The sequence below is a fragment of the Rhizobium ruizarguesonis genome, assembly GCF_017357285.1.
GTDB lineage: Bacteria > Pseudomonadota > Alphaproteobacteria > Rhizobiales > Rhizobiaceae > Rhizobium > Rhizobium ruizarguesonis.
Genome location: NZ_CP071678.1, coordinates 3,384,077 through 3,402,712, shown reverse-complemented (window position 1 = coordinate 3,402,712; position 18,636 = coordinate 3,384,077). Strand labels below are relative to the sequence as shown.

The following is an 18,636-nucleotide window of genomic DNA, read 5'->3' as shown; positions in this document are numbered from 1 at the left end:
CGGCGATGATCCCGGTCACGACGCTCAAGGACAGGAAGGTCGCGCTCTTCGGGCTCGGCGGCTCCGGCTTTGCCACCGCCCGGGCGCTGATCGCAGGCGGTGCTGAGGTGACCGCCTGGGACGACAATCCAGACAGCGTTGCCAAGGCCGCGGCCGAAGGCATCAGGACGGAGGATCTGCACAGCATCGACTGGAGCCAGCAGGCGCTGTTCGTGCTGTCGCCCGGCGTACCGCTCACCCATCCGAAGCCGCACTGGACTGTCGATCTTGCCCGCGCGGCCGGCGTCGATATCGTCGGCGATGTCGAGCTCTTCGTACGCGAGCGCCGCGCCCATGCGCCGGATTGCCCTTTCATCGCCATAACAGGCACCAACGGCAAGTCGACCACGACGGCGCTGATCGCCCATATCTTGAAATCCGCCGGCTACGACACGCAGCTCGGCGGCAATATCGGTACGGCGGTGCTGACGCTCGATCCGCCGAAGGCCGAGCGCTATTACGTCGTCGAATGCTCCTCCTACCAGATCGATCTGGCGCCGACGCTGGACCCGTCGGCCGGCATCCTGCTCAACCTGACGCCCGATCATCTCGATCGTCACGGCACGATGCAGCATTATGCCGATGTCAAGGAACGGCTGGTCGCCGGTAGCGATGTTGCAATCGTCGGCATCGACGACAGCCATTCGGCGCTGATTGCCGACCGCGTCGAGCGGGCGGGCGTCAAGGTGGTCCGCATCTCGCGCCGCAACGTCGTGGCCGACGGGATTTATGCCGAGGGCACCAAGCTCATCAAAGCTGCCGGCGGAGCGATGCTGCCTTTCGTCGATCTCGACGGCATCCAGACGCTGCGCGGCAGCCACAATGCGCAGAACGCCGCCGCAGCCGTCGCTGCCTGCCTTGCCGTCGGCGTGTCGGCCGATGACATCCGCGCCGGCCTTGCCTCGTTCCCCGGCCTCAAGCACCGCATGCAGCCGGTCGGGCAGCGTGGCCGTGTCGTTTTCGTCAACGATTCCAAGGCGACCAATGCCGATGCCGCGGCGCCGGCCCTTTCGAGTTATGATCGCATCTACTGGATCGCCGGCGGCCTGCCGAAGGCTGGCGGCATCACGACGCTCGCTCCCTATTTTCCGCGCATCGCCAAGGCCTATCTGATCGGCGAGGCGGCGGCGGAATTCGCCGCGACGCTCGGCGAGGCTGTTCCTTACGAAATATCGGATACGCTGGAGCGCGCCGTCGCGCATGCGGCCGCCGATGCCGAACGCGACGAGAGCGCCGCTTCGGCCGTGATGTTATCCCCGGCTTGCGCAAGCTTCGACCAGTATAAGAATTTCGAAGTCAGGGGCGAAGCCTTCGTCGGCCACGTGGCAGCGCTTGACGGGATTGCGATGCTGATCGGTCCGGCAACAGGAGAGAAATGACATGGTAAGCCGCGCGGAACGTGGGCCTCTGGCCGATTGGTTCTGGACCATCGACCGCTTCTTCCTGGCGATGTTCATCTTTCTGATGGGCATCGGATTCATGCTGTCATTTGCGGCATCTCCTGCGGTCGCCGAACGCATCGGGCTCGAGCCTTTCCACTTCGTAAAGCGCCATGCCGCCTTCATGATCCCCTCGATCGGCGTCATGCTCGGGCTGTCGTTCCTGACGCCGCGCCAGGTGCGGCGGACCGCGATCCTGATCCTGATCATCTCGGTCGCCATGATGGTGCTGGTGCTGTTCGTTGGCCAGGAGGTCAAGGGTGGCAGGCGTTGGATCTGGATCGCCGGCCTTTCCATCCAGCCATCGGAATTCATGAAGCCCGCCTTCGTCGTGGTCTGCGCCTGGCTGTTTGCCGAACATGCGCGCCAGCCGGAGATCCCCGGCAATCTCTTTGCCATCATCCTGTTCGGCATCGTCGCAGCCCTTCTCATCGCGCAGCCGGACCTCGGCCAGACCATCCTGACCACGGCCGTGTGGGGCGGGATGTTCTTCATGGCCGGCATGCCGTGGATCTGGATCATGCTGCTCGGCATCGGCGGCGCCGGCGGCCTGCTCAGCGCCTATTACGTCTTCCCGCACGTTGCGTTGCGTATAGACAAATTCATGACCGGCGAAGGCGACACGTTCCAGATCGACACCGCGCGCGAGGCGATCATCCGCGGCAGCTGGTTCGGCCAAGGGCCGGGCGAAGGCATCGTCAAGCGCATCATCCCGGATGCGCATACCGACTTCATCTTCTCGGTCGCGGCCGAGGAATTCGGCATCGTCTTCTGCATGGCGCTCGTTGCGCTGTTTACCGTTCTGGTGCTGCGCGGCCTCTCGCATGCCTATCGCGAACGGAATGACTTCAACCGCTTCGCCGTCGCCGGCCTGGTGCTGCAGATGGGCATCCAGTCGATCATCAATATCGGCGTCAATCTCGAACTGTTGCCGGCGAAGGGCATGACGCTGCCGCTGATTTCCTATGGTGGCTCGTCCATGGTGGCGATCTGCGTCACCGCCGGCTTCATCCTGGCGCTGACCCGCCATCGACCGGAAAAACGCGCGCAGGACCGGAGCCTCTTCCGCGTCCCGCACGGCATGCCGGCGGAGTAGAAGACCATGAGCAAAGGCATCGTGCTGCTTGCCGCCGGGGGAACCGGCGGCCATGTGTTCCCGGCGGAGGCGCTGGCCTTCAAGCTGAAGGAGCGCGGCTATTCGGTGCATCTCGTCACGGACAGCAGGGCCGAGCGTTATGCCGGCAAATTTCCGGCCGAGGAGATCCATGTCGTGCCGTCGGCGACGATCGGCTCGAAGAACCCGGTTGCTGTCGCCCGCTCGCTGTGGACGCTCTGGAGCGGCATGCGGGCGGCAAAGAAGCTGATTCAGCGGCTGCGGCCTATCATCGTCGTTGGTTTCGGTGGTTATCCCACCGTGCCGCCGCTGCTTGCCGCCACCCGGCTCGGCGTGCCCTCGATGATTCACGAGCAGAATGCCGTGATGGGGCGCGCCAACAAGGCCTTGGCAACCCGCGTGCAGGCCATCGCCGGCGGGTTCCTGCCGGAGGGAGGCGCCGCCTTTCCAGACAAGACGGTGACGACGGGCAATCCGGTCCGCCCGGCGATCATCGCTGCGGCCGAGGTGCCTTACATGCCGTCGCATCCGGGCGAGGCCTTCAACCTCGTCGTCTTCGGCGGCAGCCAGGGCGCGCAATATTTCTCCAAGGCGCTGCCGACGGCGATCAGCCTGCTCGACGAGGCGCTTCGCGTGCGCCTGCGCATCACCCAGCAGGTGCGTCCCGAGGATATGGAAATGGTCAGCGGCTGCGTCGCCAAGCTGGAAATGGGGGCCGATATCGCCCCCTTCTTCACCGACATGGCCGAGAGGTTGGCGAGGGCGCATCTCGTCATCTGCCGTTCGGGCGCCTCCACCGTTTCGGAAATCTCCGTCATCGGCCGGCCGGCCGTGCTCGTCCCTTACCCGCATGCTCTCGATCACGACCAGGCGGCGAATGCGGCGGCACTCGCTGCGACCGGCGGAGCGAAGGTGATCGCCCAGTCGGAGCTTTCGCCGGAGAAGATCGCGGCGATCCTGACGGCTGTCATGAACGATCCGGAAAAGCTTTCGCACATGGCGGCGGCGGCGAAACGCGCCGGGAAACCCGATGCCGCGAACTTGCTTGCCGACATGGTTGAGGCTATTGCCGCCAGACGGACAATTGCGGAATTCAAGAGGACACGCGCATGAAACTGCCGAAGACGATCGGCCTCGTCCATTTCATCGGCATCGGTGGCATCGGCATGAGCGGCATTGCCGAGGTGCTGCACAATCTCGGCCACAAGGTGCAGGGATCGGACCAGGCTGACAGCGCCAATGTCCAGCGCCTGCGCGACAAGGGCATCGAGGTGTTTGTCGGTCACCGGGCCGAAAACCTGGGTGAGGCCGAAGTCGTCGTCGTCTCGACGGCGATCAAGAAGAGCAATCCGGAGCTCATCGCCGCGCGCGAAAAGCTGCTGCCGGTGGTGCGCCGTGCCGAAATGCTGGCCGAGCTGATGCGCTTCCGCAATGCGATCGCCATCGGCGGCACGCATGGCAAGACGACGACCACCTCGCTGGTCGCCACACTACTCGAAGCCGGCGGGCTCGACCCGACCGTCATCAATGGCGGCATCATCAATGCCTACGGCACCAATGCCCGCATGGGCGAGGGCGAGTGGATGGTGGTCGAGGCCGACGAATCGGACGGCACCTTCCTGAAACTTCCGGCCGATGTCGCCGTCATCACCAATATCGACCCGGAACATCTCGATCATTACGGCAATTTCGACGCCGTGCGTGCAGCCTTCCGGCAGTTTGTCGAGAACGTGCCGTTCTACGGCTTCGGCGTCATGTGTCTCGACCATCCCGAGGTGCAGTCGCTGGTCGGCCGCATCGAGGACCGCAAGATCATTACCTATGGCGAGAACCCGCAGGCCGACGTGCGCTTCAAGAATGTGCGCATCGACGGCACGCGCTCAATATTCGACGTCGAAATCCGCCGCCGCCGCACAGGCCAGGTGATCGAGCTCAAGGGGCTGGTCATGCCGATGCCGGGGCGCCATAATATTTCCAACGCAACGGCGGCGATCGCCGTTGCCAACCGGCTCGGCATATCGAGCGCCGATATCGCCAAGGGGCTTGCCTCCTTCGGTGGCGTCAAGCGTCGTTTCACGCTGACCGGCGAGTGGAACGGCGTGCAGATATTCGACGATTACGGCCATCATCCCGTCGAGATCAAGGCGGTGCTGCGCGCCGCCCGAGAGTCCTGCAAGGGGCGTGTCATCGCCGTCCACCAGCCGCATCGCTTTAGCCGTCTTGCGAGCCTGTTCGAGGAATTCGCCGCCTGCTTCAACGATGCCGACAGCATCTTCCTGGCACCGGTCTATGCGGCGGGCGAGGATCCGATCGAAGGCATCGATTCCGTGTCGCTGGTCTCACGCATCAAATCCGGCGGCCATCGCGACGCCCGCTTTATAAACTCGGCGGAGCTTTTGCCGCAGATGGTCGCGGAGGTTGCAAAGCCTGGCGATTTCGTGGTTCTGTTGGGGGCTGGGAGCATCACATCCTGGGCGGCGGCGCTGCCCAAGCAACTGGAAGGCCTATCGGGAAAGTCCGTATGAAACAGGTGAATGGGGAAAAGCTTCTCGCGTCTCTCGGAGACGGTGTAAAGGATATCCGCGGCCGTATCACGCCGGATGCCCCGATGGACCGTGTCACCTGGTTCAGGGCCGGTGGCCTGGCCGAGCTGATGTTCCAGCCGCATGACATCGACGATCTCATCGCCTTCCTGAAGATATTGCCGGAAGAGGTGCCGCTGACGGTGGTCGGCGTCGGCTCCAACATCCTGGTACGCGACGGCGGCATTCCCGGCGTCGTGCTGCGCCTGTCGGCCAAGGGGTTCGGCTTCGTCGAGCTCGCCGGCGAAAACCGTATTCTGGCCGGCGCCATCTGCCCGGATAAACACGTGGCGGCGATGGCGATGGACAACGGCATCGGGGGCTTTCATTTCTTCTACGGCATTCCGGGCGGCATCGGCGGCGCGGCGCGCATGAATGCCGGCGCAAACGGCGTGGAGACGCGCGAGCGGCTGATCGAGGTCCATGCGGTCGACCGCAAGGGCGACAAGCACGTGCTTTCCAATGCCGAGATGGGCTATTCCTACCGGCATTCGACCGCATCCAGCGAGTTGATCTTCACCTCTGTGCTGTTCGAGGGTTATCCGGAAGAGCGTGCCCAGATCCGCGCCGAGATGGACGCCGTGCGCAATCACCGCGAGACGGTGCAGCCGGTGCGCGAAAAGACCGGCGGCTCGACCTTCAAGAACCCGGCCGGCCATTCGGCCTGGAAACTGATCGACGAAGCGGGCTGCCGCGGTCTCGTCATCGGCGGCGCGCAGATGTCGGCGCTTCACTGCAATTTCATGATCAACATGGGGCAGGCGACCGGCTACGACCTCGAATATCTCGGAGAGCAGGTGCGCCGCGAGGTCTTCGAGAAAGACGGCATCAAGCTCGAATGGGAAATTAAACGTCTCGGCGTCTTCATGCCCGGCCGCGAAGTGCGTCCGTTCCACGGCGTGACGAGCGAGTAACGGTTACTTCACCGCAAGCTTCAGGCCTTCGCGCGGCGTGACGAGGGGCGACCAGCCGAGCACGTCGCGGGCATGGGATATGTCGACCCGGAGGGAGCCACAAAGGCGTTGGTAGACGGCGCCCTTTCCCGTGACTCTCGCTCCCATCTGCAACAAGGCGGGCGGGAATGGGAGCAGCATCGGTTTGACGCCCAGCCCTGCGGCAATCCCCTCGATAAGCCCGGGAGTCGAAAGATCTTCTCCATCGCCTGCTAGAAAGGTCTGGCCGGCTGCGCCGGGATGCTTCATCCCGGTGATGATCAGATCGACGAGATTTGGAAGCGCGACCAATGTCCGGCGGTTCTTCAGCGACGCGAAGGGGAGCGGTATCTTCTTCCTGACCAGTCCGACGAGCAGGGCGAAATTGCCCCTCGCGCCGCGTCCATAGACGAGCGGCGGGCGAATGACCACGACTTCCATGCCTGTTCGGGCGGCAATTCCATGCAGACCGATTTCAGTTTCCAACTTCGAAATGCCATAGGGATCGATCGGCATTGGCGTATCGTCGTGCCGGAAGGGGCGATCGTTTTCCTCGCCATTGACCTTGATGCTGCTGATGAAGACGAACCTTTTTACGCCCGCGCGGGCGGCCTGCTCGGCGAGGTTCAACGTGGCGGCGGTGTTGATCCGACGAAATTCCGCAAGCGGATCGGCTGCGCGGTCGTTCATGATGTGAACACGAGCGGCGAGATGGACGATGACATCGATACCCTCGAGAACCGCTGTCCAATCGGTTTCGCTTGTTATCTCGATGGGGAAATGCCGCACAGATGTCGGGAAGCTGGCGGCTGCAGATCGCGTCGTCACTGCAAGCTCGCATATCCGCTCTCCATGCAGTCTCTCGACGAGTGGTCCACCGACAAAGCCGGCCGCGCCGGTAATGAGGCATCGCATGATCTGTTCCCCGTTTTGCCGTGAGTGCTCCGGTTAACCGGAAGTGCTCATGGCATCAATACAAAAGCCGCGACGTTAGAGCGCCGCGGCTGGTTGTTCACTTGCTACTCGAGGTTCAGACTTCCTCGCGGCCCGACAGCTGGATGCAGACCAGCGAGATTACGGCCGCGGCGGCGAGGTAGTAGCCGACATAGTCCAGGCTGTAATGGGTGGCGAGCCAGGTGGCGATATAAGGAGCGAGCGAGGCGCCGAAGATGCCGCCGAGGTTGAAGGTCATCGAGGCGCCGGTATAGCGCACCATGGTCGGGAAGGGAGCGGCAAGGGCAGCGCCGATCGGACCATAGGTGAAGCCCATCAAGGCGAGGCCGATGATCGAGCACAGGAAAGCGCCTGTGAGACCGCTGGTCAACAGCGTCGCGTAGAAGAAGCCGAAGATCACGATGGCAATGGTCGTCAGCGTCAGGATGATGCGGCGCGAATATAGATCGGAGAGCCAGCCGGAGAGCGGGATTGTCAGGCCGAAGAAGACGACGCCGACAAGCTGGACGACCAGGAACTGCTCTCTCGTATAACCGAGCCCGCCCTTTTCCAGAGGTGTCGTGCCCCAGGAGAGCGTGAAGACCGTCATCAGGTAGAACAGTACGAAGGTCGCGACGGCAATGAAGGTGCCGAGGATCAGGCTGCGCAGATGGTTGCGGAAGACCACTTCGATCGGCACGGCGACGCGCTCCTGCTTTTCGACGGCTTTGCGGAATTCCGGCGTCTCGGCGATCTTGAGGCGGACATAGAGGCCGACGGCGACGAGCGCGAGGCTGGCGATGAAGGGAATGCGCCACCCGTAATCGAGGAAATCCTCGTTGCTCATCGTTTCCGCCAGGATGAGGAAGAAGCCGGAGGAGAGGATGAAGCCGATCGGCGCGCCGAGCTGCGGGAACATGGCGAACCAGCTGCGCTTGCCGGGAGGAGCGTTTTCGGTGGCAAGCAGAACGGCACCGCCCCATTCGCCGCCGAGGCCGAGGCCCTGGCCGAAGCGGCAAAGCGCCAGCAACAAGGGTGCTGCGATGCCGATCGCATCATAGCCCGGCAGCATGCCGATCAGGACCGTCGAAAGCCCCATCGTCATCAGCGCGGCGACGAGTGTCGCCTTGCGGCCGATGCGGTCGCCGAAATGACCGAAGATGACGGCGCCGATGGGGCGGGCGAAGAAGGCGATCGAGAAAGTGACGAGCGACTGCAGCGTTGCGGCGTTCGAATCGCTTGCCGGGAAGAAGAGATGCGGGAAGACGAGGACGGCTGCCGTCGCGTAGACGTAGAAGTCGAAGAATTCGATGGTAGTGCCGACAAGGCTGGCGATGAGGACGCGAGCCGGGGAATTGACTTGCGCGCTGTTCGAAGCGGGAGTCGGCGATGCGGAGATCGCGTCTGTCATTTTCATTCCAATCAGTATTTTTATGGAGCGCCTAGGGAGGCTGGCGGGTCTTAACGCAATTTCAGGTCTGAGAAAACGTCTCCTCGCGCCGCACTTGCCGCATCTCCACCCGTTTCTTGATCCTTGCGTGGAGCTTGCCGCGGCAATGTCCACGCGCTTGACCGGAATCAAATTGTAACGGATTCATTTAAACTCTTGGTTGAGGTTAAGGAGGCGAGCATGCAAAAGAGTCTAGTTGCTGAGTTTCTCGGCACGTTCTGGCTGGTCTTCGGCGGATGCGGCAGCGCAGTGCTGGCCGCGGCCTATCCCGAGCTTGGGATCGGTTTCGTCGGCGTAGCCTTTGCGTTCGGTCTGACAGTGCTCACCATGGCCTATGCCGTGGGCGGCATTTCGGGCGGTCATTTCAATCCCGCCGTCTCGCTTGGCCTAACTGTTGCCGGACGGTTTCCCGCGGCGCGTCTCGTTCCCTATGTCGTCGTGCAGGTTGTCGGCGCCATCGCCGCGGCGGCGCTGCTTTATCTCATCGCCAGCGGCAAGGCAGGTTTCGAACTCGGCGGCTTTGCCGCCAACGGATATGGCGATCATTCTCCAGGCGGTTATTCACTGCTTTCGGCGCTGCTGATCGAAGTGCTGCTGACCATGTTCTTCCTAATCATCATCTTGGGGTCGACCAGCAGCCGGGTGCCTGCCGGCTTCGCGCCGCTTGCGATCGGCCTCGGGCTGACGCTGATCCATCTCGTTTCTATCCCCGTGACGAATACCTCGGTCAATCCGGCGCGTTCCACCGGCCAGGCGCTTTTCGTTGGCGGCTGGGCGCTGCAGCAACTCTGGCTGTTCTGGATTGCGCCGCTTGCGGGTGGAGCGCTCGGCGGGCTCGTATGGAAATTCCTCGACGACGCCGACTGACCGCAAGATAACGAGCTATCCCATTGAACCCGCGCGGTTTTTTCGTGCGGGTTTTTCTGTTTTCGCGGATCAGCGGCGTCTTCGATCTGGCAATCCCGAAGAAGAGAAGGTTAAAAAATCAAGGGCGCGGCAATACGAAGTTAACGAAAGTAAACACTTCATTAACCATAATGATGCTCTAATGCACCCAGGTCGGACAAAGGCCTGAAACGACGCAGACAGCTTCGCGCAAGCGTCGATTTCGAAACTGGAAGTTATTTTTTGGGGGTGTTGATGAGTCGCAAGCATGTCGCTGTCCTGATGGGCGGATTTTCCTCGGAAAGGCCCGTCAGCCTTTCCTCGGGAAAGGCTTGCGCAGAAGCCCTCGAGGCAGAGGGCTTCGACGTGACGCGTATCGACGTGGCGCGCGACGTTTCCGAGAAGCTTGCTGCGCTGAAGCCCGATGTCGTCTTCAATGCGCTTCACGGCCCGTTCGGCGAGGACGGCACCATTCAGGGCATCCTCGAATATCTTGAAATCCCCTATACGCATTCGGGCGTGCTTGCCTCGGCGCTGGCGATGGACAAGGACAAGGCGAAGCTCGTTGCCGGCGCCGCCGGCATTCCGGTGGCCGAATCGCAGGTGGTCAACCGTTTCGCCTTTCCCGCGACGCATCCGATGAAGCCGCCCTATGTGGTGAAACCCGTCCGCGAAGGGTCGAGCTTCGGCGTCGTCATCGTCACCGAAGATCAGGCGCATCCGCCACAGATCGTCAGCTCGCCCGAATGGCGCTACGGCGAAGAGGTGATCGTCGAGCGCTATGTTTACGGTCGCGAACTCACCTGCGGTGTCATGGGTGAAACTCCGCTCGGTGTCACGGAAGTGGTGCCGCAGGGACACAATTTTTATGATTACGACTCCAAGTACGCGGCAGGCGGTTCAAAACACGTCATCCCCGCGAAAATTTCACCGAATATTTACCAAAAAATACAAACATTGTCCCTAAGGGCGCATCAGGCAATCGGTTGTCGCGGCGTCAGTCGGTCCGACTTTCGTTACGACGATCGTTTCTCCGAAGACGGCGAAATCATCTGGCTGGAAGTCAATACCCAGCCAGGTATGACTCCAACCTCGCTCGTGCCCGAAATGGCCGGTCATGCCGGTTATTCGTTTGGTCAGTTTCTCCGGTGGATGGTGGAGGACGCGTCTTGTTTGCGTTGACAGTCAAGAGGATTGGGCGCCCCAGCCATCATGCCGTGCTTCCGATCATGGAAGCCGAAGAGCGGTTCGTGTTGCCGCGTCCGCTGCGCCGGGTCACGCGCTTCCTGATCAGCCTCTGCAGCGGCCGCATCTACATTCCTGTTCATACGGGCACGGTCTCGGCGCTCGCCTTCCTGGCTGCGACGGGGCTTTACGGCATGTCGCTCGGCGGTCACACGGAAGCCGTAGCGCAGGCGACGACGACGGCCGCGGGTTTTGCGATCGAGGACGTGAAGGTCTCCGGCAATTCGGAGACCTCCGAAATCGAGATCCTGCAGCTGATCGGCCTTGACGGCACGACCTCGCTGGTTGCGCTCGACGTCGATGCCGCCCGCAGGAAGATCGCCCATCTTCCCTGGGTCGAAAGTGTCGAGGTGCGCAAGATTTATCCGAAAACGATCGAAGTGAAGCTCAAGGAGCGCCAGGCCTATGCGATCTGGCAGCACGGACAGGAGCTTTCCCTGATCGAGAAGAACGGCAGCGTCATTGCGCCGCTGCGCGACAACAAGTTTTCGGCGCTGCCGCTCGTCGTCGGCCGCGATGCCGAAACGGCGGCGGCTTCGCTCGACGACGCCTTCTCGAAGTGGCCCGACGTGAAGGCCCGCGTGAAGGCCTATGTCTGGATATCAGGCCGTCGCTGGGACCTGCACATGGACAACGGCGTCGTCGTCAAGCTGCCGGAAGACGGTATCGACCAGGCACTGGCGACGCTTTCGAAGTTCGACAAGGAGCACCAGCTCCTGGAGCGAGACATTGCCGCGGTCGATCTCAGGCTGGCCGACAGAACCGCGATCCAGCTGACGCCGGAGGCGGCGATCCGCAGGCAGACGGCAGTGACGGAGCGTACGAAAGAATTGAAGAAGGCGGGGCAGAATATATGAGCTTGTTCGGTTCATCCCATTTCGGATTGCCGCGCCTGAAGCCGCTTTCGTCGAAGCGGTCACATGTCGTTTCGGTGCTCGATATCGGCTCGACCAAGGTCGTCTGCATGATCGGCCGGCTGACGCCGCGAGAGGAAAGCCAGATCCTGCCGGGCCGCACGCACAATATCGAGATCATCGGCATCGGCCACCAGCGTTCCCGCGGCATCAAGACTGGCGTCATCGCTGATCTCGACGCGCTGGAAGGCGTCATTCGCCTTGCGGTCGACGCGGCGGAGCGCATGGCGGGGCTGACCGTCGAAAGCCTGATCGTCAACCTGACGGCTGGCCGCCTCGGCAGCGACATCTACACCGCGACGATCGATCTCGGCGGCCAGGAAGTCGAGCTCAACGATCTGAAGAAGGTGCTGTCGGCCGCCTGCCAGCAGTCGCTGCGCCAGGACCGTTCGGTGCTGCATTCGCTGGCGACCGGCTTCTCGCTCGACGGCGAGCGCGGCATCCGCGATCCGCTGGCGATGTACGGCGATGCACTCGGTGTCGACATGCATGTGGTGACGGCGGAGCGCTCGGCGCTGAAGAACCTCGAGCTTAGCGTCAACCGCGCGCATCTGTCGGTCGAGGGCATCGTTGCGACGCCCTATGCATCGGGCCTTGCGGCTCTCGTCGACGACGAGGTCGAGCTCGGCTGCGCGGCGATCGACATGGGCGGCGGCACGACAACGATCTCGGTCTTTGCCGAAGGCAAGCTCGTTCATACGGATGCCGTCGGCCTCGGCGGCCATCACGTCACCACCGACCTGGCGCGCGGCCTTTCGACCCGCATCGAGGATGCGGAGCGGCTGAAGGTCGTGCATGCCTCGGCCCTTTCGAATTCCTCCGACGAGCGCGAGCTGATCTCGATCCCGCCGATCGGCGAGGACGATCGCGACCAGCCGTCGCAGGTGCCGCGGGCGCTGGTTTCGCGCATCGTGTCGGCCCGTATCGAGGAGACGATGGAACTGATCCGCGACCGGATCCAGCGCTCCGGTTTCAGCCCGATCGTCGGCAAGCGCGTCGTGCTGACCGGCGGGGCGAGCCAGCTGACCGGCCTTGCCGACGTGGCGCGGCGCATCCTTGCCCGCAACGTTCGCATCGGCCGCCCGATGGGCGTCTCGGGGCTGCCGACGGCGGCCAAGGGCCCGGCCTTTTCGACGGCCGTCGGCCTGATGATCTATCCGCAGGTCGCGGACATGGAGACACATGCGTCACAGAGCGGTCTGCTCATGTCGCTTGGGGGAAATAACAGCCGCATAGCCCGCATGGGCCAGTGGCTGAAGGAAAGTTTCTGAAATTGAGTAATTGGCCGGCGTGGCGATGCGGCCAGAGAGAGAAGGAACAGGTACCATGACCATCAAGCTGCAAAAGCCTGACATCACAGAGCTGAAGCCGCGCATCACCGTGTTCGGCGTTGGCGGCGGTGGCGGCAATGCCGTCAACAACATGATTACCGCCGGCCTCCAGGGTGTCGACTTCGTCGTCGCCAACACGGATGCGCAGGCGCTGACGATGACGAAGGCCGAGCGCATCATCCAGCTCGGCGTCAACGTTACCGAAGGCCTCGGTGCCGGCTCGCAGCCGGAAGTCGGCCGCGCGGCCGCCGAGGAGTGCATCGACGAAATCGTCGATCACCTGAACGGCACGCATATGTGCTTCGTCACCGCCGGCATGGGCGGCGGCACCGGCACAGGTGCTGCTCCCGTTGTCGCGCAGGCCGCCCGCAACAAGGGCATCCTGACGGTCGGCGTCGTCACCAAGCCGTTCCATTTCGAAGGCGGGCGTCGCATGCGTCTGGCCGAGATGGGCATCCAGGAACTGCAGAAGTCTGTCGATACGCTGATCGTCATTCCGAACCAGAACCTCTTCCGCATTGCCAACGACAAGACGACCTTCGCCGATGCCTTCGCCATGGCTGACCAGGTTCTCTATTCGGGCGTTGCCTGCATCACCGACCTGATGGTCAAGGAAGGCCTCATCAACCTCGACTTCGCCGACGTCCGTTCGGTGATGCGCGAAATGGGCCGCGCGATGATGGGCACCGGCGAAGCCTCCGGCTCCGGCCGCGCGCTGCAGGCCGCAGAGGCTGCGATCGCCAACCCGCTGCTCGACGAAACCTCGATGAAGGGCGCCCAGGGCCTGCTGATCTCCATCACCGGCGGTCGCGACCTCACACTCTTCGAAGTCGACGAAGCCGCGACCCGCATCCGCGAGGAAGTCGATCCTGACGCCAACATCATCCTCGGCGCCACCTTCGACGAATCGCTCGAAGGCATCATCCGCGTCTCGGTCGTCGCAACCGGCATCGACCGGGCGATGAACGAAGCCGCCGAGCGGAACCTCCAGCCGGCAGCAAGGCCCGCTATCCGTCCCTCCGCGGCTGTTGCTCCGGCAGCGGCCGCAGTTCAGCCTGCCCCCGTGATGCAGGCACCGAAGGCCATGGATCCGATCGCGCAGACCATCCGCGAAGCCGAGATGGAACGCGAGCTCGAAATTCCGGCCCCGCGTGCTGCGGCACCGCTACAGCAGCCGGCTCCACAGCAGGAGACCTTCCGTCCGCAGAGCAAGATCTTCGCGCCTGCGCCGGAAGCTCCGGCAATGCGTCTGGCTCCGGTGCAGCAGCAGGCTCCGGCGCCCGTCATGAGCCAGCCGGTGATAAGCCAGCCGGTTCAGCAGCAACCGGTCCGGCAGGAGCCGATCATCCGCCAGGCGCCCGAACCGATGCGCATGCCGAAGGTCGAGGATTTCCCGCCGGTCGTCCAGGCTGAACTCGACCACCGCACGCAGCCGGCTTCCGCGCATGCGGCGGAAGAGCGCGGTCCGATGGGCCTGCTCAAGCGAATCACCAATTCGCTTGGCCGCCGTGACGACGACGCCGTTGCCGCCGATATGACCGCCGCACCGCCGGCCGCTTCGCAGCAGCGCCGTCCGCTGTCGCCGGAGGCAAGCCTCTACGCACCGCGTCGCGGCAACCTCGACGACCAGGGCCGGGCAGTTCCGCAGGCCCGGATGATGCAGGAAGACGACCAGCTGGAAATCCCGGCATTCCTGCGTCGCCAGTCGAACTGAGTGCGTGCTTCGGCACCGTTCATGCCCGGGATCAAGGTCCCGGGCATTGCTGTTTTTCAGCCTGCGATTCGCGAGCAATTTCAATCGCGTGACTTCGTAACAAAGCGAAAGAAACAGTGATTTGGATTGGAGCGCCGGCGCACGTAAGTATGGTGCAAGGAAACTGCCCTAGGAGACCTTTCGACAGACTCCTTCTGCAGAATGAACGATGACCGCGCCGATCGGACAGACCGCCGGTACGGAAGAATAAAAGGCAGATTTTATGGCAATTGGCTTGCTGGGTTTTCAAACGACGGTATCGCGTCCCGTGACGCTTTCGGGCATCGGGGTGCATTCGGGCGCTGACGTCTCGATCACCCTGAACCCGGCTGAATCGGACACCGGCGTCGTTTTCCAGCGCTTGCATGACAATGGCGACATTACCGAACTCAAGGCTGTTTCCTCGCAGGTCGGCAATACCGACCTCTGCACCGTGCTCGGCTTCTCACCTGCCCATTCGGTCGCGACGATCGAGCATGTCATGGCCGCCGTCTATGCGCTCGGCCTCGACAATGTGGTGATCGAGGTGCAGGGCTCCGAAATGCCGATCATGGACGGCAGCTCGCTGCCCTTCGTCGAGGCGATCGAGCAGGTCGGTCTCGTCTCGCTCGGTGTCAAGCGCCGTTATATCCGTATCACCAAGCCGGTGCGAATCGAGCATGGCGGCTCGTGGAGTGAATTCCGTCCCTATGATGGTACGCGCTTCGAAGTCGAGATCGATTTCGACTGCCCGCTGATCGGCCGGCAGAAGTGGGCCGGCGACATGACCGCCGCCGTCTTCAAGACGGAACTTTCCCGCGCCCGCACCTTCGGCTTCATGCGCGATGTAGAGCGTCTCTGGGCGTCGGGCCATGCGCTTGGCTCCTCGCTTGAAAATTCAGTCGTCATCTCGGACGACAACACCGTCATCAATGTCGAAGGTTTGCGTTACGCCAAGGACGAATTCGTCCGCCATAAGACGCTCGATGCCGTCGGCGATCTGTCGCTTGCCGGCGCCCAGTTCATCGGCTGCTACCGCTCGTATCGCGGTGGTCACAAGATGAATGCCAATGCGCTGAAGGCGCTGCTCGCCGATCCCTCCGCCTACGAGGTTGTGGAGACGTCGACGCCACGCCAGCGTGTCGCTGCCCGCGAACTGATCGCAGTCAGCGCTTCGGAATTCGCTCCCTGGTCGGCATGACCTCCAGCATATTCTCAAGACCAGGCCGCCTCTTTCCCGGAGGCGGTTTTTTTATGTCCGGCCGTGTCTGCGGCAATAGACCGATGCTTGGCCGCCCCAGGTCGGGAAGAAGTTGAAAAGCCGATCATTCTTCGGCTGCTGCCACAAAAATGCGTTAATGCCTTATCATTGCGTTGCTCTTGATGCACATTTGTGGCTAGAAACGCCAGCGAGGCGTGGCTGCCGTGGAGAGAGCGGCAGCAGTGGGGTTCTTTCGAATGGGTTATGCAGGATCTGAAGGTATGATGAAGACAGCGCGCGCCTTGTTCGCATCGCTTCTGGTGCTCAGCGCAGGCGCCTCGATCTCTGGTTGCCAGTCGGACCCCGATATCGACATCACCAAGCTCGGCCTCGAAACCGATCCGCCTGACGAGCTCTACACCCAGGGCCTTGCCAATATGAAGGCCGGCAACATGGCGGAAGCAGCGCGCAAGTTCGACGCGATCGACCGCGAAAACCCATTCTCCGAATGGGCGCGCAAGGCGCTTGTGATGAGCACCTTCGTCAAATACCGCCAGGGCCGCCTGGACGATGCGCTTGCTTCCGGCAACCGCTACATGTCGCAATATCCGAAGTCCCAGGATGCCGCCTATGTGCAGTATCTCATCGGTCTCACCTATTCCAAGCAGATCGTCGACGTGACGCAGGACCAGCGCGCCTCGGCCAAGACGATCGAGGCGATGCAGGCCGTCATCGACAATTATCCGAACTCCGAATATGTCGATGACGCACAGGCCAAGATCCGCTTCGCGCGTGACCAGATCGCCGGCAAGGAAATGCAGATCGGCCGCTACTACATGGAGCGGAAGGAATATCTCGCCGCGATCTCGCGCTTCCGCATCGTCGTCGAGAAATATCCGAATACGAACCAGATCGAAGAGGCCTTAGCGCGTCTCGTCGAAGCTTATTACGCCATGGGCATTGTCGACGAGGCGCAGACAGCCGCTGCCGTTCTCGGTCACAATTATCCCGACAGCCAGTGGTATGCTGATTCCTACAAGCTGCTGCAGAGCGGCGGTGCCGAGCCGCGTGAAAACAAGGGCTCGTGGATCGCAGCAGCGGGCAAGAAACTTCTTCTCGGTTCCTGAGGCCAATGCTGATCCAGCTTTCGATCCGCGATATCGTCCTGATCGAGCGGCTGGATCTTGCCTTCGAGACCGGCCTCTCCGTGCTGACGGGCGAGACCGGGGCGGGCAAATCCATCCTGCTCGACAGCCTGTCGCTGGCGCTCGGTGGGCGCGGCGACGGCGACCTGGTGCGCCATGGCGAGGATAAGGGCCAGGTGACGGCGGTGTTCGACGTCGGCATGCAACACGGCGCCCGCACACTCCTGCGTGAAAACGGCATCGATGACGAGGGCGACTTGATTTTCCGCCGCCAACAATCGGCGGACGGGCGCACCAAGGCCTATGTCAACGACCAGCCGGTCAGCGTGCAACTGATGCGCCAGGCCGGTCAGATGCTGGTCGAAATCCACGGACAGCACGACGATCGCGCCCTTGTCGACACCAATGCTCACCGCACTCTGCTCGATGCTTTCGCCGGTCTCACCGACGAGGTTTCGGAGGTCTCCCGGCTCTATCGCCTGTGGCGCGACAGCGAGCGGACGCTGAAGAAGCATAGGGAGAAGGTTGAAAGTGCTGCGCGCGAAGCCGACTACCTGCGCTCTTCGGTCGAGGAGCTCGAGAAGCTCTCGCCGCAGGATGGCGAGGAGGAAGAGCTCGCTGATCGCCGGCAGAAGATGATGAAGGCCGAGCGAATCGCCGGCGATATCGCCGAGGCGTCCGAATTCCTGAACGGCAATGCCTCGCCGGTGCCCCATATCGCCTCGCTGGTACGCAGGCTGGAGCGCAAGAGCCATGAGGCGCCCGGACTGCTCGAAGACACTGTGGCGCTGCTCGACGCAGCACTCGACCAGCTCTCCAACGCGCAGATGGAAGTCGAGGCGGCACTGCGCAAGACCGAATACGATCCGCGCGAACTGGAGCGGGTGGAGGAGCGGCTTTTCGCGCTCAGGGCCGCCTCGCGCAAATATTCCGTTCCCGTCACCGAGCTGCCGGCGCTTGCTGTGCGCATGATCGCCGATCTTGCCGATCTCGATGCGGGCGAGGAGCGGCTTGCTCGGCTCGAAGCCGAGGTCGGCCTGGCGCGGGAAAGTTACGATGCGGCGGCGCGCGCGCTGTCCAACAAGCGCCATCATGCCGGCACTGCGCTGGCCGGGGCTGTCATGGCCGAGCTGCCGGCGCTGAAGCTCGAACGCGCCCGTTTCATGGTTGAGATCAGCACGGATGCGGGGGAGGCGCTCGCCGAAGGCATCGACGTCGTCGAGTTCCATGTCCAGACCAATCCGGGCACGCGACCAGGCTCGATCATGAAGGTCGCCTCGGGCGGCGAACTCTCGCGTTTCCTGCTGGCGCTGAAAGTGGCGCTCGCCGATCGTGGATCGGCCCCAACGCTCGTCTTCGACGAAATCGATACCGGCGTCGGCGGTGCGGTGGCCGATGCGATCGGCCAGCGGCTGAAGCGGCTGTCTGAGCGGGTGCAGGTGCTGTCGGTCACGCATGCGCCCCAGGTCGCGGCGCGGGCCGCGACGCATCTTTTGATTTCCAAGGGACCGTCGGCCGATGGGTCCGAGAAGATCGCCACGCGCGTCGCGACGATGGCGCAGAAGGACCGTACCGAGGAGATCGCCCGTATGCTGGCCGGGGCTTCGGTCACCGAAGAGGCGCGGGCTGCGGCGAAGCGGCTGCTGGCCGGCAACGGCTGATTTTTCTTCTGATGCTCTTTCCGCTTGAGCTGG

General features: G+C 62.7%; 15 protein-coding genes. 13 read left to right on the top strand and 2 right to left on the bottom strand.

Translation table 11 applies throughout. The annotated features are described in order from the left end of the window. The first annotated feature begins 5 nt into the window (after positions 1-5). From murD to murB, 5 genes are read left to right on the top strand one after another with little or no spacing between them, the layout of a single operon-like run. The gene (murD, locus tag J3P73_RS16905; protein WP_018074141.1) at positions 6-1,418 is read left to right on the top strand and encodes a UDP-N-acetylmuramoyl-L-alanine--D-glutamate ligase; all 1,413 of its coding nucleotides are present in this window, start codon (positions 6-8) and stop codon (positions 1,416-1,418) included. Between the two features lies 1 nt (position 1,419). Beyond that, positions 1,420-2,574 (top strand): putative lipid II flippase FtsW, encoded by a 1,155-nt coding sequence (gene ftsW / locus J3P73_RS16900; RefSeq protein WP_012758288.1) that lies wholly within the window; start codon positions 1,420-1,422, stop codon positions 2,572-2,574. Between the two features lie 6 nt (positions 2,575-2,580). Further along, the gene (gene murG, locus J3P73_RS16895) at positions 2,581-3,705 is read left to right on the top strand and encodes an undecaprenyldiphospho-muramoylpentapeptide beta-N-acetylglucosaminyltransferase (protein WP_130661952.1); all 1,125 of its coding nucleotides are present in this window, start codon (positions 2,581-2,583) and stop codon (positions 3,703-3,705) included. Then, entirely contained in the window at positions 3,702-5,117 is a 1,416-nt protein-coding gene (gene murC / locus J3P73_RS16890) for a UDP-N-acetylmuramate--L-alanine ligase (protein WP_024320782.1), read from the top strand. The genes murG and murC overlap by 4 nt, the downstream gene beginning before the upstream one ends. Continuing rightward, on the top strand, positions 5,114-6,088 hold the full coding sequence (gene murB, locus J3P73_RS16885) for a UDP-N-acetylmuramate dehydrogenase (RefSeq protein ID WP_130686678.1): 975 nt from the start codon (positions 5,114-5,116) through the stop codon (positions 6,086-6,088). Before murC ends, murB begins: the two co-directional genes overlap by 4 nt. Before the next feature lie 3 nt (positions 6,089-6,091). On the opposite strand, the gene J3P73_RS16880 is transcribed toward murB, so the two are convergent. Both J3P73_RS16880 and J3P73_RS16875 read right to left on the bottom strand, forming a co-directional pair. After that, complete coding sequence (locus J3P73_RS16880) at positions 6,092-7,021, bottom strand: UDP-glucose 4-epimerase family protein (RefSeq protein ID WP_075224109.1); 930 nt, start codon at positions 7,019-7,021, stop codon at positions 6,092-6,094. Positions 7,022-7,136: 115 nt separating this feature from the next. Next, a complete protein-coding gene (locus J3P73_RS16875; protein ID WP_130692225.1) occupies positions 7,137-8,450 on the bottom strand; it encodes an MFS transporter in 1,314 nt (437 codons plus the stop codon). A gap of 219 nt (positions 8,451-8,669) precedes the next feature. Between J3P73_RS16875 and aqpZ the strand changes: the two genes are divergently transcribed. From aqpZ to recN, 8 genes are all read left to right on the top strand, one after another. After that, the gene (gene aqpZ, locus J3P73_RS16870) at positions 8,670-9,356 is read left to right on the top strand and encodes an aquaporin Z (RefSeq protein WP_018074147.1); all 687 of its coding nucleotides are present in this window, start codon (positions 8,670-8,672) and stop codon (positions 9,354-9,356) included. A gap of 273 nt (positions 9,357-9,629) precedes the next feature. Then, positions 9,630-10,556, top strand: a complete 927-nt coding sequence (locus J3P73_RS16865; RefSeq protein ID WP_012758281.1) for a D-alanine--D-alanine ligase — start codon at positions 9,630-9,632, stop codon at positions 10,554-10,556. Continuing rightward, positions 10,544-11,476 carry a cell division protein FtsQ/DivIB gene (locus J3P73_RS16860; RefSeq protein ID WP_075224107.1) on the top strand — a complete coding sequence of 311 codons (933 nt, stop codon included), beginning with the start codon at positions 10,544-10,546 and terminating at the stop codon, positions 11,474-11,476. The genes J3P73_RS16865 and J3P73_RS16860 overlap by 13 nt, the downstream gene beginning before the upstream one ends. Then, a complete protein-coding gene (gene ftsA, locus J3P73_RS16855) occupies positions 11,473-12,804 on the top strand; it encodes a cell division protein FtsA (RefSeq protein WP_003561012.1) in 1,332 nt (443 codons plus the stop codon). The genes J3P73_RS16860 and ftsA overlap by 4 nt, the downstream gene beginning before the upstream one ends. Before the next feature lie 55 nt (positions 12,805-12,859). After that, positions 12,860-14,578 (top strand): cell division protein FtsZ, encoded by a 1,719-nt coding sequence (ftsZ, locus tag J3P73_RS16850; RefSeq protein ID WP_130686677.1) that lies wholly within the window; start codon positions 12,860-12,862, stop codon positions 14,576-14,578. Positions 14,579-14,840: 262 nt separating this feature from the next. Continuing rightward, positions 14,841-15,797: a UDP-3-O-acyl-N-acetylglucosamine deacetylase gene (gene lpxC / locus J3P73_RS16845; RefSeq protein WP_018483854.1), complete on the top strand. Its 957-nt coding sequence runs from the start codon at positions 14,841-14,843 to the stop codon at positions 15,795-15,797. A 257-nt stretch (positions 15,798-16,054) separates the two neighbouring features. Continuing rightward, on the top strand, positions 16,055-16,924 hold the full coding sequence (locus tag J3P73_RS16840) for an outer membrane protein assembly factor BamD (RefSeq protein ID WP_018074152.1): 870 nt from the start codon (positions 16,055-16,057) through the stop codon (positions 16,922-16,924). Positions 16,925-16,929: 5 nt separating this feature from the next. Then, entirely contained in the window at positions 16,930-18,603 is a 1,674-nt protein-coding gene (gene recN, locus J3P73_RS16835; protein WP_075224105.1) for a DNA repair protein RecN, read from the top strand. The last annotated feature ends 33 nt before the right edge of the window (positions 18,604-18,636 follow it).